The organism is Anabaenopsis arnoldii (assembly GCF_028331025.1).
Lineage (GTDB): Bacteria > Cyanobacteriota > Cyanobacteriia > Cyanobacteriales > Nostocaceae > Anabaenopsis > Anabaenopsis arnoldii.
The window spans coordinates 1-24032 of sequence record NZ_JAQMUH010000082.1; the positions used below are offsets into that span (position 1 = coordinate 1).

Annotated in this window: 22 protein-coding genes and 1 tRNA gene; 10 read left to right on the forward strand and 13 right to left on the reverse strand. The window is 40.6% G+C overall.

Features of this window, described 5'->3' with window-relative positions; all coding sequences use genetic code 11:
* Positions 1 to 1389, forward strand: a 1389-nt coding sequence (locus PN457_RS06515; RefSeq protein WP_271732134.1) for an Eco57I restriction-modification methylase domain-containing protein, incomplete at its 5' end; no start/stop codon positions are given.
* Here the strand turns inward: PN457_RS06515 and PN457_RS06520 are convergent.
* The 4 genes from PN457_RS06520 to PN457_RS06535 all read right to left on the reverse strand — a co-directional run bounded on the left by PN457_RS06520 (position 1378) and on the right by PN457_RS06535 (position 4907).
* Positions 1378 to 1764 (reverse strand): hypothetical protein, encoded by a 387-nt coding sequence (locus PN457_RS06520; protein ID WP_271732135.1) that lies wholly within the window; start codon positions 1762 to 1764, stop codon positions 1378 to 1380. The two genes, PN457_RS06515 and PN457_RS06520, sit on opposite strands and share 12 nt — an antisense overlap.
* A 274-nt stretch (positions 1765 to 2038) precedes the next feature.
* Positions 2039 to 2275, reverse strand: a complete 237-nt coding sequence (locus PN457_RS06525; protein ID WP_271732136.1) for a hypothetical protein — start codon at positions 2273 to 2275, stop codon at positions 2039 to 2041.
* Between the two features lie 8 nt (positions 2276 to 2283).
* Positions 2284 to 4560, reverse strand: coding sequence for a heavy metal translocating P-type ATPase (locus PN457_RS06530; RefSeq protein WP_271732137.1), 2277 nt, complete (start codon positions 4558 to 4560; stop codon positions 2284 to 2286).
* A 152-nt stretch (positions 4561 to 4712) separates the two neighbouring features.
* A complete protein-coding gene (locus PN457_RS06535) occupies positions 4713 to 4907 on the reverse strand; it encodes a heavy-metal-associated domain-containing protein (RefSeq protein WP_271732155.1) in 195 nt (64 codons plus the stop codon).
* 1811 nt (positions 4908 to 6718) lie between these two features.
* Between PN457_RS06535 and PN457_RS06540 the strand changes: the two genes are divergently transcribed.
* Positions 6719 to 6792, forward strand: a tRNA-Val gene (locus tag PN457_RS06540).
* 88 nt (positions 6793 to 6880) lie between these two features.
* On the opposite strand, the gene PN457_RS06545 is transcribed toward PN457_RS06540, so the two are convergent.
* The 4 genes from PN457_RS06545 to PN457_RS06560 are packed head-to-tail and all read right to left on the reverse strand — an operon-like array spanning position 6881 to position 8757.
* Positions 6881 to 7459: a type I restriction endonuclease gene (locus tag PN457_RS06545; RefSeq protein ID WP_271732138.1), complete on the reverse strand. Its 579-nt coding sequence runs from the start codon at positions 7457 to 7459 to the stop codon at positions 6881 to 6883.
* A 3-nt stretch (positions 7460 to 7462) separates the two neighbouring features.
* A complete protein-coding gene (locus PN457_RS06550) occupies positions 7463 to 7885 on the reverse strand; it encodes a type II toxin-antitoxin system VapC family toxin (protein WP_271732139.1) in 423 nt (140 codons plus the stop codon).
* Positions 7882 to 8133, reverse strand: a complete 252-nt coding sequence (locus PN457_RS06555) for a DUF2281 domain-containing protein (protein ID WP_271732140.1) — start codon at positions 8131 to 8133, stop codon at positions 7882 to 7884. Before PN457_RS06555 ends, PN457_RS06550 begins: the two co-directional genes overlap by 4 nt.
* Before the next feature lie 39 nt (positions 8134 to 8172).
* Positions 8173 to 8757: a Uma2 family endonuclease gene (locus PN457_RS06560; RefSeq protein WP_271732141.1), complete on the reverse strand. Its 585-nt coding sequence runs from the start codon at positions 8755 to 8757 to the stop codon at positions 8173 to 8175.
* Between the two features lie 412 nt (positions 8758 to 9169).
* On the opposite strand from PN457_RS06560, the gene PN457_RS06565 reads away from it, so the two are divergent.
* The 4 genes from PN457_RS06565 to PN457_RS06580 all read left to right on the forward strand — a co-directional run bounded on the left by PN457_RS06565 (position 9170) and on the right by PN457_RS06580 (position 13907).
* Positions 9170 to 10852, forward strand: a complete 1683-nt coding sequence (locus PN457_RS06565) for a serine/threonine-protein kinase (protein WP_271732142.1) — start codon at positions 9170 to 9172, stop codon at positions 10850 to 10852.
* 102 nt (positions 10853 to 10954) lie between these two features.
* A complete protein-coding gene (locus tag PN457_RS06570) occupies positions 10955 to 13111 on the forward strand; it encodes a Tex family protein (protein WP_271732143.1) in 2157 nt (718 codons plus the stop codon).
* 158 nt (positions 13112 to 13269) lie between these two features.
* Positions 13270 to 13668, forward strand: coding sequence for a phage holin family protein (locus tag PN457_RS06575; RefSeq protein WP_271732144.1), 399 nt, complete (start codon positions 13270 to 13272; stop codon positions 13666 to 13668).
* 50 nt (positions 13669 to 13718) lie between these two features.
* Positions 13719 to 13907 carry a YqaE/Pmp3 family membrane protein gene (locus tag PN457_RS06580; RefSeq protein WP_271732145.1) on the forward strand — a complete coding sequence of 63 codons (189 nt, stop codon included), beginning with the start codon at positions 13719 to 13721 and terminating at the stop codon, positions 13905 to 13907.
* 87 nt (positions 13908 to 13994) lie between these two features.
* Here PN457_RS06580 and PN457_RS06585 read toward each other — a convergent pair whose 3' ends face one another.
* Complete coding sequence (locus PN457_RS06585) at positions 13995 to 14798, reverse strand: histidine kinase (RefSeq protein WP_271732146.1); 804 nt, start codon at positions 14796 to 14798, stop codon at positions 13995 to 13997.
* Between the two features lie 371 nt (positions 14799 to 15169).
* Here PN457_RS06585 and PN457_RS06590 point away from each other — a divergent pair, with 371 nt between their 5' ends.
* The 3 genes from PN457_RS06590 (at position 15170) to PN457_RS06600 (ending at position 20291) form a co-directional block, all read left to right on the forward strand.
* Entirely contained in the window at positions 15170 to 15394 is a 225-nt protein-coding gene (locus PN457_RS06590; RefSeq protein ID WP_271732156.1) for a hypothetical protein, read from the forward strand.
* Between the two features lie 60 nt (positions 15395 to 15454).
* The gene (leuS, locus tag PN457_RS06595) at positions 15455 to 18076 is read left to right on the forward strand and encodes a leucine--tRNA ligase (RefSeq protein ID WP_271732147.1); all 2622 of its coding nucleotides are present in this window, start codon (positions 15455 to 15457) and stop codon (positions 18074 to 18076) included.
* A 562-nt stretch (positions 18077 to 18638) separates the two neighbouring features.
* Complete coding sequence (locus tag PN457_RS06600) at positions 18639 to 20291, forward strand: GMC oxidoreductase (protein WP_271732148.1); 1653 nt, start codon at positions 18639 to 18641, stop codon at positions 20289 to 20291.
* Between the two features lie 71 nt (positions 20292 to 20362).
* On the opposite strand, the gene PN457_RS06605 is transcribed toward PN457_RS06600, so the two are convergent.
* From PN457_RS06605 to uvrB, 3 genes are all read right to left on the reverse strand, one after another.
* A complete protein-coding gene (locus PN457_RS06605; protein WP_271732149.1) occupies positions 20363 to 20569 on the reverse strand; it encodes a type II toxin-antitoxin system HicA family toxin in 207 nt (68 codons plus the stop codon).
* A complete protein-coding gene (locus PN457_RS06610; RefSeq protein WP_271732150.1) occupies positions 20566 to 20766 on the reverse strand; it encodes a type II toxin-antitoxin system HicB family antitoxin in 201 nt (66 codons plus the stop codon). The genes PN457_RS06605 and PN457_RS06610 overlap by 4 nt, the downstream gene beginning before the upstream one ends.
* Before the next feature lie 112 nt (positions 20767 to 20878).
* Positions 20879 to 22876: an excinuclease ABC subunit UvrB gene (gene uvrB, locus PN457_RS06615; RefSeq protein WP_271732151.1), complete on the reverse strand. Its 1998-nt coding sequence runs from the start codon at positions 22874 to 22876 to the stop codon at positions 20879 to 20881.
* Positions 22877 to 23124: 248 nt separating this feature from the next.
* Here uvrB and PN457_RS06620 point away from each other — a divergent pair, with 248 nt between their 5' ends.
* On the forward strand, positions 23125 to 23592 hold the full coding sequence (locus PN457_RS06620) for a hypothetical protein (protein ID WP_271732153.1): 468 nt from the start codon (positions 23125 to 23127) through the stop codon (positions 23590 to 23592).
* A 153-nt stretch (positions 23593 to 23745) separates the two neighbouring features.
* Here the strand turns inward: PN457_RS06620 and PN457_RS06625 are convergent.
* Positions 23746 to 24032, reverse strand: a 287-nt coding sequence (locus PN457_RS06625) for an HNH endonuclease (RefSeq protein ID WP_271732154.1), incomplete at its 5' end; no start/stop codon positions are given.

The following is a 24032-nucleotide window of genomic DNA, read 5'->3' on the forward strand; positions in this document are numbered from 1 at the left end:
GTAGTTATTGGTAACCCTCCCTATATTCGCATTCAAGCTTTAAAGGAATGGGCTACTTTGGAAGTAGAATTTTATAAGGAAGAATATGTTTCTGCTAGTAAGGGAAATTATGATATTTATGTTGTTTTTGTCGAAAAAGGACTAAATCTATTAAGAAAGGATGGGCGTTTGGGTTTTATCTTACCCCATAAGTTTTTTAATGCTCAATATGGAGAATCTTTGAGAAAATTAATTGCTAAAGGTCAATACCTGGAAAAAATAGTTTACTTTGGTGATCAACAAGTTTTTCCTAAAGTATCAACTTATACTTGTTTGCTTTTCTTATCTAAAACAGATAAATCAGAAGTTACTTTTATTCAGGTACAGGATTTATTAGAGTGGGTTACTGATGACAGTATTGAAAAAATCAGCCTTATTCAACAATCTTTTATTAGTAAAACCTGGAACTTTAGCAAATTTCATAACGCCTTATTCTTTGAGAAGTTTAATGATCATAGATTCGTCAGTTTAGGGAAAATAAAAAATAATATTTCCCAAGGTATTAGAACCAGTGCGAATGAAGTATATGTTGTAGATTTTATTTCTCAAAAGAGAGACAACTTACTAGATGTGTATTCTAAATCTTTAGATAAAGTAATTACAATTGAATCAAGTTTAACTTGTCCTTTTCTACAGGGGAAGGAAATTAAAGCCTATCAGCTTTTATATTCCAATAAGTTATTGATTATTCCTTATGAACTAGTGAACGGACAAGTTAATCTGCTCAATGAAAATAAACTCTGTAATAATTATCCGCTAACTCTTGATTATCTCATCCAAAATCAAATCAAATTAGAAAACCGAGAAAAAGGTAAGATGCTGGGATCTGGTTGGTATGGTTATATTTATCCCAAAAATATAGAGTTGATGAGATATCCTAAAATACTAGTACCTGATATTGCCATTAAAGCATCTTTTGCCTTAGACGAAAGAGGAGAGTATGCTTTTACTAGTGGTTATGGAATTACACTGAAAAATGATGTCAATGAGTCTATTAAATATATTTTAGGATTACTCAATAGTAAGTTATTAGATTTTTACTTCAAGAATATTAGCACCACAATTCGTGGTGGGTTTTTCCGTTATTTTACTCAGTTTGTTGAACAGCTACCAATCCGCAGGATTAATTTCGAGAATTTATCAGAAACAAATCTTCACAATCAAATGGTTAGACTGGTTGAACAAATGTTGTTTTTGCATGAACAGCTAAATCAAGCTCAAACACCACCAGCTAAAAGAAGAATTAAACAGCAAATTAATGCTACAGATAGACAGATTAATCAGTTGGTGTATGAACTCTATGAATTAACTGATGAGGAAATAGCTATTGTGGAAGGGTCATTCGTCTAATTCCCCACTTTGGCGAGCTAGTTCATAAATAGCAGAAATAATACAAGCCATTATACCTATGCTGATGCCCCAGCTACGTCCTAAGCTAATTTCTAGAAACCAGTTGGATAAACCGCCGATTACTAGAAAGGGAATGATGCTAAATAGTGAAGCGTAAAAGGCGTTTTGAGATTCTCTGGCTTGGCGTGTTTTTTCAAATTCTTGTTGACTGATGTAAAGCGATCGCTCGGCGAAGTTAAACCATTTACTGAGCAGTTCTATTATTGTATCACGCAGTGGGGAAAATATCAAGTATAGCGCCAATGACCACAGACAGGTTCCGGCGATGGCGATTTTGTCTATCTGAAAATGGAAAGGAAAAATTTCATTAATCATAGCTGGGGATGTCCTGCGGGTGGCAAAGTTAACTATAAGTTGACCTTTTAAGCAATTTTAAGCCTAAAACCCCGCAGAATTTTTTTTATTGCCAAAAATCAATGGACTGCTCTTTCTTTAAGCCTTGGGGAAGTCTCTTGGGGGGATGGGGGGCTTGCCACTGCAATCGTCTCTGCCAAAAGAGAATTACAATTTTGATGATCTATCCCTGTGGCTAGGGATTAATCTGGCGATCGCTTTATACGAATATACGGAACTGCGATCGCTTCCCTAATTAATCTTCTTTGCGGTTGGGTTGTGATGGTGATTTACTCAACAGAAACCACCATAGCTCTAACGCAATTAAAGCGACACCACTAATAGTTACACCAACTTTCAAGGCCAAAGGTTGCGACCTAGGGTGAAAATCATTAGTTTCCCCTGATGAATGAGTTGGTATTGTTGCTGATGCTGTTCCTAGGGATAGACCCAAAGCCGCCAGACTAGCCCAAAGTATATTTTTATTGAACATAGTTGAAATTATTGTACACCTCCAGAGATGATTTTTGGTTTAAATTTCCGCAATCTCAAGGCATTGGTGACCACAGAGACGGAAGATAAAGCCATTGCAGCGCCTGCAAGAATCGGATTTAGCAACCACCCAAAGAAGGGAAAGAGAATTCCCGCAGCGACCGGGATACCTATGATGTTGTAAATAAAGGCAAAGAAGAGATTTTGGCGGATATTGCCAATTGTAGCCCGGCTAAGTTGAATTGCCGTCACAATTCCTTGTAAATCTCCAGAAATCAGAGTAATATCACTCGCGGCGATCGCCACATCTGTTCCTGTACCAATCGCAATACCCACATCTGCTCGTGCGAGTGCAGGTGCATCATTAATACCATCACCTACCATCGCCACAATTTTAGATTTACCATCGCTTTGGAGGGATTGAATTATGGCGGCTTTTTGATCTGGGCGTACCTCTGCAAAAACTCTCTGGATACCGACTTCTTGGGCGATCGCCTCCGCAGTTTTACTGTTATCTCCAGTCAGCATTACCACTTCTAATCTAAGTTTCTGTAGTATTTTAACTGCTGCTGCTGAGGAAGGTTTCAGAGCATCAGCAATACCCATCACTCCTTCTAGAACACCATCTACAGCTATTAAAATCACAGTTTTACCCCCAGCTTCCCAGACTTGTTTATATTCCTGGAGGGAGTGATTATTAATTCCCAGTTCTGTCAACCAGCGTTCTGTACCAATTTGTACTAAGCGGTCTGACACCACACCTTGAACGCCACTACCAGGGACAGCTGCAAAGTCATTACACTCAATTAAACTCGCCTCTTGGGATTGGGCATATTTTACCACTGCATCAGCCAAGGGATGCTCGGAATTTCGCTCTACAGCAGCAGCTAACTGTAAAAGCTGTAGTTCATTGTGGTTAGCAGTACCCTTCACACAGACAAAATCGGTAACTGTGGGATTCCCTTGAGTTAAAGTTCCGGTTTTATCCAAAACAATGGTGGTGATTTTGTGTGCTAGCTCTAGGCTTTGGGCATCTTTAATTAAAATACCATTTTCCGCACCTTTACCAGTGCCCACCATAATTGAAGTGGGAGTAGCTAAACCCAAAGCGCAGGGACAAGCTATAATCAGTACACCCACTGTGGTCATGATTGCTAGGGTAAAGTTACCCATGAAGTTAAACCACATCACAAAAGTCGCGATCGCGATCGCAATTACAGCAGGTACAAACCATCCTGTAACCTGATCTGCTAATCTTTGAATTGGCGCTTTAGAACCCTGTGCTTGCTGCACAAGTTTGACTATTTGCGCCAAAAAAGTATCCTTTCCCACTCGTGTCGCTCGAAACTGAAAACTACCAGTTTTGTTAATAGTCGCCCCAATTACCTCATCACCCGGTTGCTTTTGCACTGGTAAGCTTTCACCAGTAACCATGGACTCATCCACCGTAGAAATACCAGTAATCACCTCACCATCTACAGGAATCTTTTCCCCTGGACGCACCACAATCACATCATTAATTTCCACCTCGGTAATAGAAATATCCATTTCTACACCACCACGGATAACCCTAGCATTTCTGGGTTGTAGTCCCATCAGTTTATGAATAGCTTCCGAGGTTTTTCCCCTAGCGCGATGCTCTAACAACCGTCCCAGCAAAATTAAAGCAATTACAGTTACCGAAACCTCATAATATACATGAGGGATTATACCCTGAGCCGTAAAAAATCCCGAAAACAGAGTCACAAACAAAGAATATAGATATGCAGCACTTGTACCCACTGCCATCAGGGTATCCATTGTTGCTGTATGGTGCTTGAGGGCTTTCCAGCCATTCACATAAAAACCCCAACCACACCAAAACTGTACTGGGGTAGTCAACAGTAACTGTACCCAATAATTATGCAGAAATTCGGGAATAAACCAGAAATTTAACCCTGTCATCATGGGTATGGAACCCACAAAAATGATTATAGCGATCACACCCGCCACAATCACCTTGCGGCTAATTTCCTGTTCCGCGGCTAACTTAATTGCTGTGTGAGTATCATCTTCTCCAGTCAGTATGTCTTCTGAAACCTGGTAAGAAGAGTATCCCGCAGCATCGATAGCGCTTTGGATAATCTTTAAATTAGTACGTGTTCGATCATAATTGATTGTAGCCTGTTCAGCAGCAAAGTTAACATTGCAGTCAATCACCCCTGGAATCAAGCGAATTGCTTGGTCAATGTTGTTTGCGCAGGAAGCGCAACTCATACCCCGGAGTTTAAGCGTGAGAGTATCCATGCTCAGTCAATCACTTTTGCTAGTGTAGCCTATCCAGTCAAAGTTGCATCCAATTGATGAATGCAACTTCATCCGCTCAAACACATTTAGTTTAGATGTAGAAATTACATCAAACGCTTATACCCTAGGCATCTGAGCCGGTATAATCAGTTTTAAGCAGCTGGATAGCCTGCAGCAGCTAAAGCATTCTTAATTGATGCTTCCGATGCTTGAGTTTCTACGCTCACAAATTTGGTTTGGGGGTCAGCCTCAATCGTAGCATTGGCATCAACTGCTTTTACTGCATTAGTAATATTGTTGGCACAAGCAGAACAAGCCATATTGGGAACTGTGAGTTTGAGTGTCATAGGTTTACAGTATGGAATCAAAGAACTATCAAGATTTAGCTTGTATCTGCTGAATATCAGTCGTAAAGCTAATTCAGCCATTGCTAATTTGTGGGGAATCCTCTTTTCATGGCTTTAGGGATGCTTTTGACTGTCATCAGCTATTAAGTTTGGCTTTTATCTTATATCCATCCTAAACTCTCCAGCCAGCTAGAGAGTCTATCATAGTTTACAACTCTTTAAATTCTTTTCCGTCCCCATGTCATGGTATCAATATAATAATGCCATATATTTATTTAGTATTTAATTATACTCAAAATTTCACCGCCAAAATTTCATCTTCCGGCTGATATAAGCTGATATAAATTCTCAGGAAAAAAGGCTTGGACAAGCCAAGCCCTTATGTATACCAAGCATTTACTACACCAATAATAATTTAATAGTTCTATACCTTTAGTTCATCCTCCTAAAGGATGTGTTCAAATAGTCTCAAAGCTGATAAATAAGCAATTATTAATCATAAAAAAAGGTTTGGCTGTGAACCAAACCTTGATTATTGCTGTGCTTAACAACGTACTAACTTACAATTTAAGAAAACTTTTTCTCAACTTCATCTTCCTGCGGCCAGTAGAATATTAGGTTCAATTTATATTTGGCATTTCATTCATATATTAAAAGCACGAAAAAGGCCTGAACTAGAGCCAGACCTTTATATATACCAGGTGTTTACCATATTTAGCCAATTTATATATAAACTGATTATAATTCATCTGCCTTCAAGCAGTATACAAATTATATTAAATATGCTAAATATCATATCTATAAACATGGTATCATTATCCACAATAGATAGGCAGTCATCAAAAAATTACTCATACCCTGGTGAGATGTCATCTATCCCCAACCAACATCTCAAAAGAAAACCCTGGCCTTAACTCCAGGGTAGTTATATGTTTTTCAGGCATTAACGAACTGAATAATAACAGCATAAATAAATTATTTATAATACCTATCGATATATACAAAAAACCGACATTTATGATATAATGCTAAAATCGTTTTTCAATGCACTAAAGCATAAACCCCAGAGCTAAATTGAAAATATACAAAAGAGGCTTGAGCATTAGCCAAGCCCACATTCAGCAAGAGTTTACCATGTATTATCACTGTAAATGTACTTTTGTGTAAATTTCATCTATCTATAGGTTAGATATAAGCAATACCATAACTGAAATATATCAGCATAAAAAAGGTTTAGCACTCGGCTAAACCTCCATAGAAAGCAGTTAATCGACACACTAATTTTAATTTAAACCTGCTAATTATTCAGGTCATCTTCCTAGGGAATGTGTGCAAATATTTTTTAATATGATATGGCATTACTGCGACAAACACGATGGAGAATTAAAGGTAAATTTTAGAGTGGGTCGGTTACCCCTAATTTCTATCCTTTTAAAGCCTCAAATCCTTATATTTACTGTATAAACAGGCTCTAAATTACAGCCTATGTTGAGAATCTGGTATTTTATTGTAAAGTTAGTATATTTATTTACTGTTTAACCAGGAGGATAAATTAAAATACTAATATAAAAAATTACTTATAGTACATAAAGGGTTTTTCAGGGTAATGAAGTACACACCAATTCCCTATTACCTATTCCCTGTTCCCTGAAACTAAAAAACTTTTTACCTCACAAGCATGGAAAATGCTATATCTTGAGAAAAGCCTCCAGGGTTTTAGAGACTGACTAGTGAGCAAAATAAATAAAATAAATAAAATAATAGTTGCTTTCCTGTAAGATATGTGCTAAGTTAAGTAATCGTGTGGTTAAGGACGTATAGCTCAGTTGGTTAGAGCGCTACGTTGACATCGTAGAGGTCACTGGTTCGAATCCAGTTACGTCCATAGTTAATGAAAATATCCCGGAGATCATATGAGCGTATCTCATAGCCGGGTTAAATTCTCAAAGGCGCATATTCAGAAGATATTACCCTCAGCAATACCGTGTGATTACTGGTATTTCCCAGGGGCGATCGCCTGTTTTGAGAACTGTTTTACTCTTCCTCATCAATCTCACCAATAGCGTCATCAAACTTGTTGATAATTTCCAATAATTCCGTTTAGAAATATCTTTGTAGTAGGCATAGAAAGCCTGACTATCTCTAGCGGAATGCTGGGTTTTATACATCTGGTTATAGTCCGCAATAAATTCGTTTAATTTGTTGCAGCTATGACTGCGGTTACTGGTATCGGTTTGGTTGGTAACTTGACATTGATTTTGACACCAATGCTCAGTGTTGATAAATTCTAGGTAAAAGGTTGTACCATCGTCGCGGTTGAGTTCCATTTTATCCCGGAGACGTTTAGCGCGATCGAATACGTTACCTTTATCTAGGTGGTTGAGGATGGTTTTAAATTCGGTGTCGCTGAGTTGGATACCGTTATATTTTTCCAGTTGGGTTTTCAGGTTGGCTTTGAGGTCTTCAGCGTTGCCAATGGTGACAGGTTCATAGCCTAATGTGGTTAGGCGTTCAATTAACTGTTGTTCTAATTCAGCTTCAGATTGAGTCATAGCTTAATTCTCGTTAGGCATAATGACGGAAATTGGTTGGTTGCGCTGCTTTCGATAAATGGTAAAGTCACTATCTAGGGTTAGAATTTGGCTATCTTCGTACATTTCGCTCATTCTGACTAAACAGGCATCAGCTAGAGACATTGGTACTGAAGCATAGCGTTTCATTAGGTTTTCTATGGCTTCAATTTCTTGGTTGAGGATAAAAGGGATAATGATATGACCTTGTTGAATCAGTTTTAGAATAGTTTCTTGTCCATTATGAATCCTTTGGGCGAGGAAACAGGCTTCTGTAATTACGGCCTCATTAGTTAAGATAGGGGTGCTGATTTGAGCGAGTTGGGAAACTGCCCAAGGGTGAAATTTATCTTTGGGCATCAGGTAAGCAATTAAAACTCCTGTATCTAAAATTGTGGTTCTAGTCATGATTGGCCAAATTTTTCTAGATACTGAGGATTATGGGAAAGGTCTTGAAGATTGCTGTCAAGACAACCGATAAATTCTTTAGTCGCTGCTGCGAAGGATGTTTTGGGGGTTTCTGTTGCAGTGGGTGTTTGCTGATCAGGGGTTTGACTTGATTGAAATTCCAGAAATTCTACAAATTCAATCACTTTTTTTTGTTGTTCGGGGGGGAGTTGTTGAATTTTTTGAATGGCTGTTTCTAGGGTGAGCATATTGGTTAATGGATAGTAGGTAATTTGGTAATACTTCTATTATTCCCCATTCTCTGGTTCAAGATTTAAACCGCGATAGATTTGTTCAAGGGGAAAGTTAAGATTAATGCTTTTAAGTTGGATGGTGTCACCTGGTTTGTAGTTGATAATTAACCAGTCTCCAGCCTCGTTTTTATGATAAAGGTCAATTTCCATGCTGGTGGAACTGACCAGCAGATAATCTATTAAGGCTGGATTATTTTTATACATTCTAAATTTACCACCTCTGTCATAAGCTTCGCTAGTTTTTGATAAAACTTCAACTATTAAGCAGGGGTAGGTAATATATTGGGTATTGGTTTTGTCGCGATCGTCGCAGGTGACGCTAACATCTGGGTAGGTGTAGTTATTAGTACCTAAAATATTAACTTTGAGGTCTGAGTTACCTGTTATGCAACTACTAGCGTCTAAATGGGTATCAAACATAGTCGTAAATCTAATAGCAATGCGGCTATGATTAACGCTACCGCCACTCATGGGGTAAACTTGGCCGTTGATATATTCGTGTTTTTCTAGTTGCTGTTCTTCCCATGCAAAGTATTCTTCGGGGGTGAGGTGGGGGGTGTTTTCTTTAGCTGCAATCATTTTCTTTGAGTAATTGGTAATGGGTAATACTTTTATTTTATTTGTTCTATCTATGCCCTTATAGCATTTCCCATGCTCGTGAGGTACATTTTTTTTTAGTTTGAGGGAACAGGGAACAGGGAACAGGGAACAGGGAATAGGGAATAGGGAATTGGTGTGTACTTCATGAGCCTGAAAAAGGCTATATAATAAATAATATCAATTTAATTTTTGTAGGTTGGGTTGAGGAACGAAACCCAACATTTACCAGCATTTGTTAGGTTTCACTTCGTTCAACCCAACTACTCAATACTATGTATCATCTGTGTAAACATGGGTAACCGCACTCAAAACAGCAAAGATGTATAATTATTTATATATTTTCTTGTATAATTTTTCTTAGCCATAAATAACCAGCCCATGGTGTGAATCTATGCGTCAATGTCTTAACCCGGAGTGTCTCCACCTTAACCTGGATACTTGCCAATATTGCCAAAAGTGTGGTAACAAGTTACTCCTACGAGAAAGGTATAGCCCCCAGTCAATTTTAGGACAAGGGGGTTTTGGTCGGACATTTCTAGCCATTGACGAAGATAAACCCTCAAAACCCTATTGTGTCATTAAGCAATTCCTCCCCCAAGCCCAAGGAACAGACAGTATAGAAAAGGCTTCCCAATTATTTGCACAAGAAGCAGAACGTTTAGAAGAACTGGGTAAACATCCCCAAATTCCCGAATTAATGGCTTATTTCACCGCCGATAATCGTCAATATTTGGTTCAGGAGTTTGTCAAAGGGGAAACCCTACAAGCGGAATTAGATCAAACCGGGGTGTTTGCAGAACAGCAAATAGGAGGATTATTAATAGAACTGTTGCAGATATTCAAGTTTGTCCACAGTCAGCAGGTAATTCACAGAGATATTAAACCAGAGAATATCATTCGCCGCAGTAGTGACAACAAGTTATTTTTAGTAGACTTTGGCGCTGCGAAGGTGGTACAAACCAAACAACGCACAGCTACAGGGACAATTATCGGGTCAGCGGAATATTGCGCCCCTGAGCAGTCTATGGGGAAAGCCATATTTATCAGTGATTTATATAGTTTAGGTGTCACCTGTCTGCATTTATTAACAGGAGTTAGCCCCTTTAATTTATATGATCCGATGAATGCAGAATGGGTGTGGCGAGATTTCTTGAATGGGAATGTTGTTAGTGATGAGTTGGGTAAGATTTTAGAAAAGTTAGCAAATCCTGTACCCAAGCTGCGTTATCAGTCTGTGGAAGAGGTGATGACTGTTTTGAGTCCTGTTTTTTCCCCTAACTCTGGAAGGGGAGAGGGAAGAACCCCACCACCTCATACCCCCTGTCTACACACAACCCTCATCGGTCATTCTCACTGGGTTGTGTCTGTAGCATTTAGCCCGGATGGTCAAACCCTAGCTAGTGGGAGTGTGGACAAGACTATCAAACTGTGGGATGTAAAGACGGGTAAGTTCCGCGACACCCTCAGTGGACATTCTGGCTCGGTTTGTTCTGTAGCATTTAGCCCGTATGGTCAAACCCTAGCTAGTGGGAGTTATGACAAGACTATCAAACTCTGGGATATGAATACAGCTAAGGTTCGCCACACCCTCACCGGACATTTTAACTGGGTTTATTCTGTAGCATTCAACCCAGATGGTCAAACCTTGGCTAGTGGGGGTGATGACAAGACTATCAAACTGTGGGATGTGAAGACAGGTAAGCTGTGTCACACCCTCAGCGGACATTCTGAGTGGGTGAGGTCTGTAGCATTTAGCCCGGATGGTCAAACCCTAGCTAGTGGGAGTTGTGACAAGACTATCAAACTCTGGGATGTGACCACAGGTAAGGTTCGCCGCACCCTCAGCGGACATTCTGACTGGGTGAGGTCTGTAGGATTTAGCCCCGATGGTCAAACCCTAGCTAGTGGGAGTTATGACAAGACTATCAAACTGTGGGATGTGAGGACAGGTAAGCTGTCTCACACCCTCACTGGACATTCTGAGTGGGTGAGGTCTGTAGGATTTAGCCCGGATGGTCAAACCCTAGCTAGTGGGAGTTATGACAAGACTATGAAAATTTGGCCGTTAAGGTAATATTAACATCTCCAAAAAATAAATATGCGTTGTCAAACATTGTTGCGCGCAGATATCTATTACATTTTTAGGAGGAGCAACATTTCTTAAGTTAAACACCTTATGCTGAATATTCCTCAACTACTGGCGACTGAATTAAACCTCAAACCTGAACAAATCGAAAACGCCTTGGAACTGTTAACCGAAGGTGCGACGGTTCCTTTTATCGCACGTTACCGCAAGGAGCGCACAGGGGAAATGAACGAGGTACAACTGCGGGACTTGTTTGATCGCTATGCTTATTTAACAGAGTTAGCAGAACGCAAGGGGGTAATTCTCAATGCGATCGCCCAACAAGGTAAACTCACAGAAGAACTCAAAGCCAAAATTACATCCTGCTTACAAAAAACAGAATTAGAGGATTTATACCTACCCTATCGACCAAAAAGGCGCACCCGTGCTACCATTGCCAGGGAAAAGGGTTTAGAACCTTTAGCCCAGTTGATTAAATCTCTCAATGTCCCTCAAAGTCCCACAGCACCACTAGAAACAGCAGCAATGCAGTATGTTTCTCAGACTCTGGAGGTGAAAACACCACAGGAAGCACTCAAGGGCGCGGCTGACATTTTAGCGGAAGAAGTGGCAGAAAAAGCGGAGTTAAGGGCATATCTGCGTGATTATTTTCTGGAGAAAGGGGTATTTATCTCTCAGATCAAGAAAGATTATCCCGAAGGTACAACCAAGTTTGAGATGTACCGCAACTATCAGATGGGGGTAAAAAATATTGCCCCCCATAACCTCCTGGCTTTGTGTCGCGGTGAAGCGGAGGGAATCTTAAATTATGAAATTGCTTTTGATGAAGATATTGTACTCAACTATCTAGAAGCAAGGGAAATTAAAACCAAAAATCCCACAATTCGGGAATTTTATCAAGCCATGGTCAAAGACGCATTTAATCGGCTGATGAAAACCTCCATTATGGGTGAGGTGATTTCCCAGAAAAAAACCTACGCAGATATAGAATCAATTCAAACCTTTGAGGCCAACCTGCGAGAGTTACTGTTATCTGCACCCGCGGGAATGAAACCCACACTGGCGATTGACCCTGGTTTTAGAACCGGGTGTAAAGTTGTGGTACTTGACGAAACAGGAAAATTTTTAGCCTACCAAGCGGTGTTTCCTCACCAAGGGTCAGCACAACGGGACAAAGCTGTACAAACTCTCAAAAATTTAATTACACAATATCAAATCAGGTTAATTGCGATCGGTAACGGTACAGCTTCCCGGGAAACCGATGAGTTTGTGAACCAGGTCTTACAAGATATAGACCCCAAACCCATTAAAGTTATCGTCAATGAATCGGGAGCATCAATATATTCTGCCAGTAAAGTGGCATTAGAAGAGTTTCCTGATTTAGATATTACCGTGCGCGGTGCTATTAGTATCGGTCGCCGGTTACAGGACCCCCTGGCGGAACTAGTAAAAATTGACCCTAAATCTATCGGTGTGGGACAATATCAACATGATGTTGATCAAAAGTTGCTGAAAAAGAAACTTGATGAAACTGTGGAAAGTTGCGTTAATTATGTGGGGGTAGACCTAAACACCGCCTCTAAGGAACTGTTAACTTTTGTTTCGGGAATTACAGCCACAGTAGCCAATAACATCGTCACCTATCGCAACGAGCATGGAGTCTTTAAGAACCGCAGACAATTGTTAAAGGTGGCGAAGTTGGGACCCAAGGCGTTTGAACAAGCTGCGGGTTTTCTGCGGATTCGTGGCGGTGATAACCCTTTAGATAATACCGCAGTCCATCCCGAAAGTTATTCTGTGGTGCAGGCGATCGCCGCTGATTTGGATATATCCTTAAATCAGATTACAGAAATTGCAGCCAAGCTGAAAAAAACCAACCTCAAGAAATACGTCACCGACAGCATTGGGGAACCTACACTCAGGGATATCATCAGGGAACTAGAGAAACCAGGTAGAGACCCCCGCGCCGAATTTAAATACGCCACCTTTAGAGAAGGAATTACAGAAATTAGTCATTTACAGGTAGGGATGGAATTAGAAGGAATAGTTACCAATGTGGCTAACTTTGGCGCTTTTGTGGATATTGGCGTACATCAAGATGGTTTAGTGCATATTTCCCAACTAGCTGATAGATTTGTCGATGATATCCAGAAAGTTGTTAAAGTGGGACAAGTTGTGAAGGTGCGGGTATTGGAAGTTAACGAAAAGTTGCACCGTATTAGTTTATCGATGAAAGCTGTTAAGTAATAAAGCCATTATTTTAGTGTCTTTGTAGACTACAAAGACACTCTCACCCTAATGGTATAAACATAATCCCTCTTATTCAAGATGGAAAATATAAGTATTGATCTGAAAATAATACCAGGAATCGTCAAGAATCCATCTGTTATTTTTAGGTAAAAACAATGTGGGGAACACTTTTAACGGTCATAGCCACAGCCTTGAGCTTGTTAATTGTCGATTTAGTTGTACCCGGTGTAAATCTTGCTAATTTTCCAGCAGCTATGATTGCTGGTGTCGTCATTGGTTTGATCAACAGTTCCATTAAACCAGTCCTTTCTGCTTTATCTTTACCCCTTAACTTCCTCACCTTCGGAGCATTTTCCCTAGTAGTTAACGGTTTTTGTTTCTTGTTAGCTGCGGTGGTGGTTCCTGGGTTCGCAGTCCGGGGAGTTCTCGCCTTTTTTCTGGGTCCGGTAATTTTATCTTTTGCTAATACCTTCATTAACAAGTATTTGGCTGAAAGATATCCTGTTTTAAGCAGTAGTGATGTTAATAGCCAAGGCGAATTACCCTCCAGATAAGCATCCTACACAATTTGCACAAAAACCTCATTAAATAAAATCGCCAAATCATGAAAATCGGTCGCTTACTTTTAGGTTTATTCCTTCCTCCTTTAGGTGTGTTTCTGACAGTTGGCGTTGGTCCAACTTTGTTAATTAACATTTTACTCACACTTTTAGGCTGGCTTCCCGGTAGCATCCATGCAGTTTGGGTAATTGCTAAACATGAAGAACTCAATCAACAAGGACGTAGTTATTAAATTAAAATGAGCGTCTCCATTTAAAGAGGGTGGTAATTAACCACCCTGATTTCTTGGCTGATGAATTTCTCTCAACATTTGTCAAGACTACTTACGAGTTAGTTCCTCCTGTTTATTATCAGTAGGTGTCTCATCTTTAAAAATCTCAGCAGTAGATAGTAACAACTCCCGTAAAGTTTGTTTAATTTGACGCTCCTTTCTGGCCATAGCAGCGCCAGCTTCCCCTAGTTTATCTTCTAGGTGCGATCGCTGTTCCTCCACTTGTGTCGCCATAGCCTCAGCTTGGGGACGAGCCTGATCATACCAATGTTTTGCCTCATCTAGATAATCCTTAACCTCACCATCCCGGCCGCCATAACGCGCAGCTAAATTCGCCCGGACAATAGCTAATTGAGCTTGCAATTGCGCATAACGTTTCTTAAGTAAAGCTACCTCCTCACTATCTTTAATAGTATTGATAGCAGAAGCGATCGCATTTTTAGTATCCTCAGTTTTATCCTTGCTAGTTTCGGCAATTTCCGTTAAAATACCATCAACTTCTTGCTGAATTTGTTCCTCTTCACTATCCAATTGTGCTTGTAGCTTCTTGACTTCTCCTTGAGTTTTTACAATCGCCTCATGTCGTTTGCTATTAACCCCTTCCAACGCCCCCTCAATGCAAGCTGTGACATCTTCCTTAATTTCCGCCCCCCTGTGTTGAAAGTTTTCCACCACAGCAGAAACCGCATCTTTTACTAGATAACGAATATCACTAGAACCTGCTTTCAGTTCCGAACTAAGCTGAGAAACAGCAGATTTAACAATTTCCCGAATCCGCTGAGTTCTTAACTGTCCAGTTTCTTTAACCTGTTGCAAATCGATAGTAATTTGCTCCTTAACATTCTTCGACATTTTTAACCTTTCCTATTTAAATCACAAACATGAATGACACAAACAAGATCCTCTATGTGCATTATGGTAGATAGTTATAAAAATAAACACATCCCAGAGATAGAAAATCCTGATAATTTACGACTAAAGCATCTCATACCTAATAGATAAGTAAGTGGGCATTAAAATTTGTCGTTATGACAAGGGAACAGGGAACAGGGAACGGGGAACAGAGAAGAGGTTTTGCGACACTTTACTCTTCGTTACATACTGCGGTTTTTTTCTGTTCACCTACTTACCCCTAGAATCAAATCTGCGTCACGGTAAACCTCAAAAATATGTACCACCCATGTGAGATAATAAGTATTAATAGCTAGTAAATGAGAGAAATTATGTGGCGGGTAAATGTAACTTGTTCCGGTGACGCTTGGAAACAACACGGCGCTAACTTCAAAAGCATATCAGACAAATATCAAGGCGAATGTATTTCTTCTAAAAAAATGCCAGATGGTACAAGAATCATGGCATATAAAATAGAAGATGTCAGCGATGCAGAAGCTTTTCAAGAAGAGTGTACCAACTTTGCCGGGTTTACAGCTGACTTTGAAGCCCTGTAACATTCCCCAGCATCTATAATATTGAAGCAAACACGATTATAGTCCCGTAGGAGAATTTTGGTGGATTCCCGATATAACCCAGCAGACATTGAGGAAAAATGGCAACAAACATGGGCAGAACTTGGCCTAGATAAGACATCTGCAAATACTAAAATGCCAAAATTCTACGCCCTTTCCATGTTCCCCTATCCATCGGGCAGCCTCCACATGGGTCATGTCCGTAATTATACTATTACCGATGTAATTGCACGCCTCAAGGGAATGCAAGGATATAGGGTACTCCACCCCATGGGTTGGGACGCTTTTGGTTTACCAGCAGAAAACGCCGCCATTGACCGGGGAGTACCACCAGCCCAGTGGACTTATCAAAACATTGCCCAAATGCGGCAGCAATTAAAGCGTCTGGGTTTGTCTATCGACTGGGACAGCGAAGTTGCTACTTGTTCACCAGACTATTATAAGTGGACACAGTGGATTTTCTTGCAGTTCTGGCAAGCCGGGTTAGCATATCAAAAAGAAGCAGCAGTAAACTGGGACCCCGTAGACCAAACTGTGGTAGCTAACGAGCAAGTAGATAACGAAGGTCGTTCTTGGCGCAGTGGGGCGAAAGTTGAGCGAAAACTATTACGCCAGTGGTTTTTAAAGATTACCGACTACGCTGAAGAATTACTCAACGATTTAGATAAATTAACCGGTTGGCCCGAACGGGTCAAGTTAATGCAAGCTAATTGGATTGGTAAGTCTACAGGCGCTTATTTAGAATTTCCCGTAGTGGGAAAGGATGAAAAGGTGGCTGTCTACACCACACGCCCAGATACAGTTTATGGTGTTAGCTATGTAGTATTAGCTCCCGAACACCCTTTAACCCGTGTGGTCACCACCCCACAGCAAAAACCAGCTGTAGAAGCATTTATTCAAGAAGTTTCCCAGCAAAGCGAGTTAGAACGCACCGCTGAAGACAAACCCAAGCGCGGTATCCCCACTGGTGGCCAAGTCATCAACCCTTTTACCGGGGAACAAGTACCCATTTGGATCGCCGACTATGTACTGTATGAATATGGTACCGGGGCAGTTATGGGTGTACCTGCTCATGATGTGCGAGATTTTAAATTTGCCCGTGTTTATAATTTACCCATTGAGTTTGTCATTGCTTCCCCCGATGATGTGGCAGATTTTGACCTAACGCCCACATCACCCACAGATGAAATCACCAAAGTTATTAATATTGAATACAATCAGGCATATACTGAGCCAGGAATTTTAATTAATTCCGGGTCTTTCACCGGTATGAATTCCACAGATGCCAAAGAGGCAATCATTAAATATGCTGAGTCAGAAAATTTTGGTAAACTGCGAATACAATACCGCCTGCGAGATTGGTTAATTTCCCGACAACGCTACTGGGGCGCACCTATACCAGTTATTCACTGTCCCAATTGTGGCATAGTACCAGTCCCCGATGAGGATTTGCCCGTCAGGTTACCAGAAGAGGTGGAATTAACCGGGCGTGGGGGTTCACCTTTGACTCAGTTGGAAAGCTGGGTCAATGTTCCCTGTCCTAGTTGCGGTACTCCCGCTCGCCGAGAAACCGATACCATGGATACCTTTATTGATTCTTCTTGGTATTTCCTACGCTATCCCGACGCTCAGAATACAGAACAAGTTTTTGACCCCGCTAAAACTAATGACTGGATGCCTGTAGATCAGTATGTGGGTGGTATTGAACACGCTATTTTACACTTGTTATATTCCCGGTTCTTTACTAAGGTGCTGCGGGATAGAGGTTTACTTAACTTTGATGAACCCTTCGCCCGGTTGTTGACTCAGGGTATGGTACAGGGTTTAACTTATATGAACCCCAATAAGAGCGGTAAAGATAAATGGGTTCCCTCTCATTTAGTCAACCCAGCAGACCCCCGCGACCCCCAAACAGGTGAACCATTACAACGCCTCTATGCCACTATGTCTAAGTCTAAGGGTAATGGTGTAGCACCAGAAGATGTGATTAGTAAGTATGGTGTGGATACGGCGCGGATGTTTATCCTGTTCAAAGCACCCCCAGAAAAGGATTTGGAGTGGGACGAAGCAGATGTAGAAGGACAATTTCGGTTTTTAAATCGGGTATGGCGCTTGGTCACAGATTATGCTACCGCTGGGGTATGCAGGAAAAAGCCAGAACTTTCTGATTTAACTAAGCCAGAAAAGGAATTACGGCGCGCTATTCACACCGCTATTCAAGGAGTGACGGAAGATTTACAAGATGAATATCAATTCAATACCGCTGTTTCGGAATTGATGAAGTTAAGTAATGCTCTCACTGATGCTGAGTGCAAAAATTCCCCTATTTATGCTGAGGGAGTTCAAACTTTAGTGCTCATGTTAGCTCCTTTTGCCCCCCACATTGCTGAGGAATTGTGGCAGTCCTTGGGTAATACTGGTTCTATCCACACTCAGACTTGGCCATCTTTTGACCCCGGAGCTTTGGTAGCTGAGGAAATTACTTTGGTAATTCAGATTAACGGTAAAAAACGTGCAGATATTCCCGTCCCCGCACAAGCTGATAAGGCGGAGTTAGAAAGATACGCCCGTGAGTCTGAGGTTGTGCAACGTTACACTGAGGGTAAGGAAATTAAAAAGGTGATTGTGGTTCCCGGAAAGTTGGTGAATTTTGTAGTTGCTTAATAATTTAGTCTGTTAGGTGGGTTAGGGTTGACTTAACCCACTATTATCGCTTGATTCCTGAAATTGTATCAGTTGCTCTTAGAGGATGTTTGATAAGTTTCCAAGAGGTAATTTTTATCTTAGGGAACAGGGAAGAGGGAACAGGGAACACACCCAACACACCCCACCCTAACCCTCCCCTTACCAGGGGTTCGATAGTAGGTAGGATCGCAACCGAAATCAATAACTTCCCTGAGCGAAGTCGAAGGAATATAAGGGGGAGGAAGTGAGGTTAAGATAACCGCAAGAGATTTTAGAGATTATTGGGGGTATCGTGGTTTCGACTTCGCTCAACCACCGAATTTGATACACTAATCATGACTTGACAAACATCCTCTTATATTAGCGTTTATATTGACAGGGTTCACCAATTTTAACCGGAAAAATTAATAATATTTAAATGTTGCACATCCTCTAAAGTTGTGCCATATTCAATCTAATTCAACAAAGGAAACAATGAAAAAAATCCTTCAGATGACCTTTTTGAACAAGACATATTTTGATTAGAGATACTTATCTAAAAATGTTAATTGATGCACGCAAATTACCCCAAGATGAAAGTCTGGAAACTGAAGTTTGTATTGTTGGATCTGGACCAGCAGGTATTACTTTAGCGCGTGAATTAGCCCGAACAGATTTTCGGGTGATTTTATTAGAAACTGGTGGATTAAATTTTGATCGGAATACTCAATCACTGACTTTAGGTGAAAGTGTTAATAATCATTTTGACATCTTAGAAAGTCAGCGTTGTTTTCAGTTCGGCGGTACGGCTAACTTTTGGAAAATTCGCCTAGGTAATAATGTCATTGGTGTTAGGTATGCCCCATTAGATAAAATAGACTTTGAAAAGCGCGATTGGCTACCTTACAGTGGTTGGCCTTTTGATAAATCTCATCTTGATCCTTTTTATAAACGCGCTCATCAACTTTGCCAACTGGGAACTTTTAGTTATGATGCTCAAGATTGGGAAGAGGCTCAAACTCCTTGTTTGCCATTTTCTGGGAATGTAACTACTAATATGTTTCAGTTTGGCCCTCGTGCTGTATTTACCCATGATTCCCGTGAAGTAATTCAGCAAGCCAGAAATATTACCACATATCTCAATGCTAGCCTAGTGGAAATTGAGACTGATGAAACAGCCACAAATGTAACTCGTTTAAGGGTGGCTTGTTTATCTGGCAAAGAATTTTGGGTACGTGCCAAATTTACTATACTAGCAACAGGTGGTATAGAAACAGCACGTTTATTATTACTATCAAATAAAGTGCAAACAACTGGGTTAGGTAATCAAAATGATCTAGTAGGGAGATTCTTTATGGATCATTCTTTAGTTCATGGTGGTAAATTGATTCCTAGTAATCCAGAGATTTTTCGCAAGACAGCTTTATATGATTTGCGGCGGGTTAATAACATTCCAGTCATGGGTAAGTTAACTTTGACAGAAGAATGTATGCACCATCAACAATTACTAAATATTAGTACATTAATGTTTCCTATTCCCAAACTACATCAGTTAAAAGCTGCAAATTCTCTGAAAACACTGCTGTCATCAATACATAAACCAGAAGTACATCGAAATATTGGCAAACACTTAAAAAATATTGTTTTGGGTCTTGACTATATCTTACCTGCTGCTTACGGAGCAATTATCAAGCAGGAACCTTTTGTTCCTAGTCTGGCTTGGAGTGGTTGGTCATATATTCCAGATAAAGAAAGACGATTTGCCGGTTTTACCCTTCTACAAATAGCTGAACAAGTCCCCGACCCTGACAATCGTATAACACTGACTGGCGATCGCGATCGCCTCGGTCGTCAACGAGTCAAGTTACACTGGCGTTGGAATGAAATTGATATTGAACACATCAATAGAACCCAAGATATTTTACAACAAGAAATTGCTCTGGCTGGCATTGGTGAGTTACAAATTGAACGAGATGGCAATTTACCAAAATTAATCCATCCTGGTTTACATCATCACATGGGAACAACAAGGATGCATGATGACCCCAAACAGGGTGTTGTTGATAGAAATTGCCAAGTCCATGGTATTTCTAACCTATTCATCGCCAGTAGCTCTGTGTTTCCTACAGGAGGTTTTGCTAATCCTACACTTACCATTGTTGCTTTAGCCATGAGGTTAGCTGACCATATCAAGAATATTATGGCAGTAAATTAATTGCTTCCCAGCATTTTATCCCGTAAATGTTTAATGCGATACCTAAAATTTATTCTTTGTGATTATTGCTACTACAAATCTTTCTCACTAATTCCAGCATCCTTCAAAATGCTTTTTAAAGTTCCTTTTGGCAAATCACGATTACTATGAACTGGAATGGAAAGGATGACTTCAAGATCCTTTTTTCCATAAATGTAATGGCTACCAGTAATTCGTTTTAGCTCCCAGCCATATCGTTCCACAACCTTGCAAAGTTCCTTACCTGAAACAGATTTCATAGAGATAGCTCAACCAATTGCTTTTCTGCTTCACTCGCCTCTCGGTCACTAGCAACATCTAACCAACCTTGAACAGCATCTTCAAGCATTTCTAGTAGATGTTCGTAGCTGTCTCCCCAAGTGTGACAACCAGGTAAAGCAGGTACAGAACCGCACCAAACACCATCTTCCTGCCAAATTAATACTTTAATTTTCATAACCAGTACTCAAAATATTGTCATGCCTACATTTTAGTATTACGGGCGGGTTTACTAGTATGTTGACTTCCCCCCTTGTCTTCGGGGTCTTGCCTTCACCCATAAGTAAAACTTAACTTCCCAGCATTTTATCCCGTAAATGTTTAATGCGATCGCGCAATTTTGCCGCCTCTTCAAATTCCAATTTCTTGGCTGCTGCTTTCATCTGTTCTTCTAACTTCCCAATCAACTGCGGAATCTGTTCCAAGGGTAATTCATCTATATGTTCATCTACCACTTTTAAATCATTACCATTCAACCGGCGAGAAACTTCTAAAAATGATAAAATGGCATTACTTGACCTTTTAACAATAGATTGGGGTGTAATACCGTGCATCTGGTTATATGCAACTTGAATACCCCGCCTCCTGTCTGTTTCATCAATGGCTTTAACCATACTATCTGTGAGACGGTCAGCATATAAAATCGCCTGTCCCCGGACGTGACGCGCTGCTCTACCAATGGTTTGAATTAAAGAACGTTCAGCCCGTAAAAAGCCCTCTTTATCAGCATCCATAATTGCAACTAAGGAAACCTCCGGTAAATCTAAACCTTCCCGCAGCAAGTTTACCCCCACCAAAACATCAAAATTACCCCCGCGCAAATCCTGTAAAATCTCTATGCGCTCAATAGAATTAATCTCTGAATGCAAATAGCGCACCCGGATACTTTGCTCCTGGAGATACTCGGTCAAATCCTCCGCCATTTTTTTAGTTAAGGTGGTAATTAACACCCTTTCTTGGCGTTCTACTCTGTCTTTAATTTCCCCTAATAAATCATCAACTTGTCCTGCTGTGGGGCGTACAAAAATTTCCGGGTCAACTACCCCAGTCGGTCTAATTACTTGTTCAGCAATATGACCCTGAGATACTTCTAACTCCCAATTTCCTGGGGTGGCGGAAACAAAAATACACTGATTCACTTTTTGCCAAAATTCTTCTGCTTGTAACGGTCGGTTATCAGCAGCACTAGGAAGACGAAACCCATGGTCAATTAACACTTTTTTCCTAGCTTGGTCACCGTTATACATACCCCGAAGTTGTGGTACTGTAACGTGTGATTCATCTATGACTAATAACCAATCTTTAGGAAAATAATCAATTAAACATTCTGGGGGTTCCCCCGCCTTTCTTCCCGCTAAGTGACGCGAATAGTTTTCAACCCCGTTACAATAACCTACTTGTTGCAACATTTCCAGGTCATAGCGTGTACGCTGGTCTATGCGTTGTGCTTCTAAGAGTTTCCCCCCCTGTTCTAATTGGGCTTTGTGCTGCTTTAACTCCGCCGCAATATCATCACAAGCTGCTTCTAGGCGTTCTTCTGGGGTGACAAAGTGACGCGCTGGGTAAATATTCACAGTCTCTAAACTGCGGATAATTTCACCGGTCACCGGGTCAATATATCTAATAGCGTCGATTTCATCCCCAAAGAATTCTACCCGAATAATTCTATCTTCATAGGCTGGGCCAATTTCTAAGACATCCCCCCGGACGCGAAAACGTCCCCGACTCATTTCTACATCGTTACGACTATACTGTACTGATGCTAAATCGCGTAAAATTTGCCGCTGGTTTACTTCCATACCTATGCGCAAGGGAATGGCAGCTTTCAGATATTCTGCGGGAATACCTAAACCGTAGATACAGCTAATGGAAGCCACTACAATTACATCACGCCTTTCAAACAGCGATCGCGTGGCGGAGTGGCGCAACATATCGATTTCATCATTAATCGAAGATGTTTTTTCAATATAGGTATCTGTAACGGGAATATAGGCCTCTGGTTGATAATAATCGTAGTAGCTAACAAAATACTCCACCGCGTTATTAGGAAAAAATTCCCGCAATTCGTTACACAGTTGTGCCGCCAGGGTTTTATTATGAGCTAGTAGTAAGGTGGGCTTACCCACTTTTTCAATCACTGCGGCTATGGAAAACGTCTTACCTGTACCTGTAGCCCCCAGTAAAGTTTGGTAACGGTTACCAGCTGCAATACTGGCGCTCAGTTGGGCGATCGCCCGTGGTTGATCTCCTGTGGGAATAAATGGAGCTTGAAGACAAAATCCTGTCATAAAATACCATATCTGATGTTAACCGCACTGTTTATGCCCTGCTGAACTGAGAACATAAAAGTAATAAATAGCAATACTATTTTACAAAAATTTACAATTTAATCACAATTTAAATTTACTTATGTATCACTTTAAAAGATACTAATATCATTACTAGGTTATTTCAGGTTACACTCTTGATGAGTAGGGAAAAATCATTTTTCCTTAATTATTGTAAAATCCAGTTAATAAACTAGAGGTATCCGTTTATGAGTATTAGTAGCACTGGGGAAGAAACCGATGCTCAACAACAGGATACCAAGCTTAAGGGAGAAAAGACAGTGGCAGTTGAAAACAAGCAGGATAATAATTTGAATACGGATAACGTCGAAAAAGGCTCCGATGTACCAGCACACAAAGACGAAGGTAAACTGGCTATTGCGGGAGTACGCCCCATAGGAAGCAGTGATCTACAAATTGCTGGAACAGTTAAAATTTCTGGAATCCGTCCTATTGGCATCAGTACCTTGGCTGTAGCTGATACAGTGAATATTATGGGTATTCGTCCCATCGCTGCTCAGACATTTCAAGTTGTTGACACCATCAACCTGTCTGGTATTCGTCCCATTGCTGCGAGTACATTAGTAATTGCCAATAATTACACTTCTTTTGGTAATCGTCCAACAGCATCAAATCTGATTGATGACGCCCCTGTGCTCATGGGTTTCCTAGATTAGTTCTCAAACTAATTGCAATTAACACCACTTTCCGGTTATTTGAGATAACCGGTTTTTTTTGTTTTTTTATCTAGCAAAATCTTAAGGGATAAACTTACTTTTGTCCTCAATCTTTTTATTAAACTAAGCCGGTCAGTCACCCAACCGACTCGTCTACAAAACCGTACGTGAAACTTTCGCTTCATACGGCTCCTCAATGATATGGTTCCTGTCATGAATACCTTTAAGACTTCCATCACTGGCTGTCTTTCTGTCGTGGCAATGTCTGTGTAGTAGTTGTAGATTTTTATATTCATCTTTTCCACCTTTAGAAAGGGGTAAGATGTGGTCTACTTCCATTACATCACTGTCCCTAAAGTAATGCCCACATTCTGGACATTTACCCTTTTGCCTCTTAAGTAGAGTCGATACTCTTTTATTGGCTTCGGGATGGTTTGTCA

Coding starts and splice junctions, on each gene's coding strand:
- PN457_RS06620 (WP_271732153.1), top strand. CDS start 23,125: ATGAGTATTAGTAGCACTGGGGAAGAAACCGATGCTCAACAACAGGAT.
- uvrB (WP_271732151.1), bottom strand. CDS start 22,876: ATGACAGGATTTTGTCTTCAAGCTCCATTTATTCCCACAGGAGATCAA.
- PN457_RS06575 (WP_271732144.1), top strand. CDS start 13,270: ATGTGGGGAACACTTTTAACGGTCATAGCCACAGCCTTGAGCTTGTTA.
- PN457_RS06590 (WP_271732156.1), top strand. CDS start 15,170: ATGTGGCGGGTAAATGTAACTTGTTCCGGTGACGCTTGGAAACAACAC.
- PN457_RS06605 (WP_271732149.1), bottom strand. CDS start 20,569: ATGAAATCTGTTTCAGGTAAGGAACTTTGCAAGGTTGTGGAACGATAT.
- PN457_RS06520 (WP_271732135.1), bottom strand. CDS start 1,764: ATGATTAATGAAATTTTTCCTTTCCATTTTCAGATAGACAAAATCGCC.
- PN457_RS06600 (WP_271732148.1), top strand. CDS start 18,639: ATGTTAATTGATGCACGCAAATTACCCCAAGATGAAAGTCTGGAAACT.
- PN457_RS06570 (WP_271732143.1), top strand. CDS start 10,955: ATGCTGAATATTCCTCAACTACTGGCGACTGAATTAAACCTCAAACCT.
- PN457_RS06585 (WP_271732146.1), bottom strand. CDS start 14,798: ATGTCGAAGAATGTTAAGGAGCAAATTACTATCGATTTGCAACAGGTT.
- PN457_RS06580 (WP_271732145.1), top strand. CDS start 13,719: ATGAAAATCGGTCGCTTACTTTTAGGTTTATTCCTTCCTCCTTTAGGT.
- PN457_RS06565 (WP_271732142.1), top strand. CDS start 9,170: ATGCGTCAATGTCTTAACCCGGAGTGTCTCCACCTTAACCTGGATACT.
- PN457_RS06560 (WP_271732141.1), bottom strand. CDS start 8,757: ATGATTGCAGCTAAAGAAAACACCCCCCACCTCACCCCCGAAGAATAC.
- PN457_RS06525 (WP_271732136.1), bottom strand. CDS start 2,275: ATGTTCAATAAAAATATACTTTGGGCTAGTCTGGCGGCTTTGGGTCTA.
- PN457_RS06535 (WP_271732155.1), bottom strand. CDS start 4,907: ATGACACTCAAACTCACAGTTCCCAATATGGCTTGTTCTGCTTGTGCC.
- PN457_RS06555 (WP_271732140.1), bottom strand. CDS start 8,133: ATGCTCACCCTAGAAACAGCCATTCAAAAAATTCAACAACTCCCCCCC.
- PN457_RS06545 (WP_271732138.1), bottom strand. CDS start 7,459: ATGACTCAATCTGAAGCTGAATTAGAACAACAGTTAATTGAACGCCTA.
- PN457_RS06610 (WP_271732150.1), bottom strand. CDS start 20,766: ATGAAAATTAAAGTATTAATTTGGCAGGAAGATGGTGTTTGGTGCGGT.
- PN457_RS06550 (WP_271732139.1), bottom strand. CDS start 7,885: ATGACTAGAACCACAATTTTAGATACAGGAGTTTTAATTGCTTACCTG.
- PN457_RS06530 (WP_271732137.1), bottom strand. CDS start 4,560: ATGGATACTCTCACGCTTAAACTCCGGGGTATGAGTTGCGCTTCCTGC.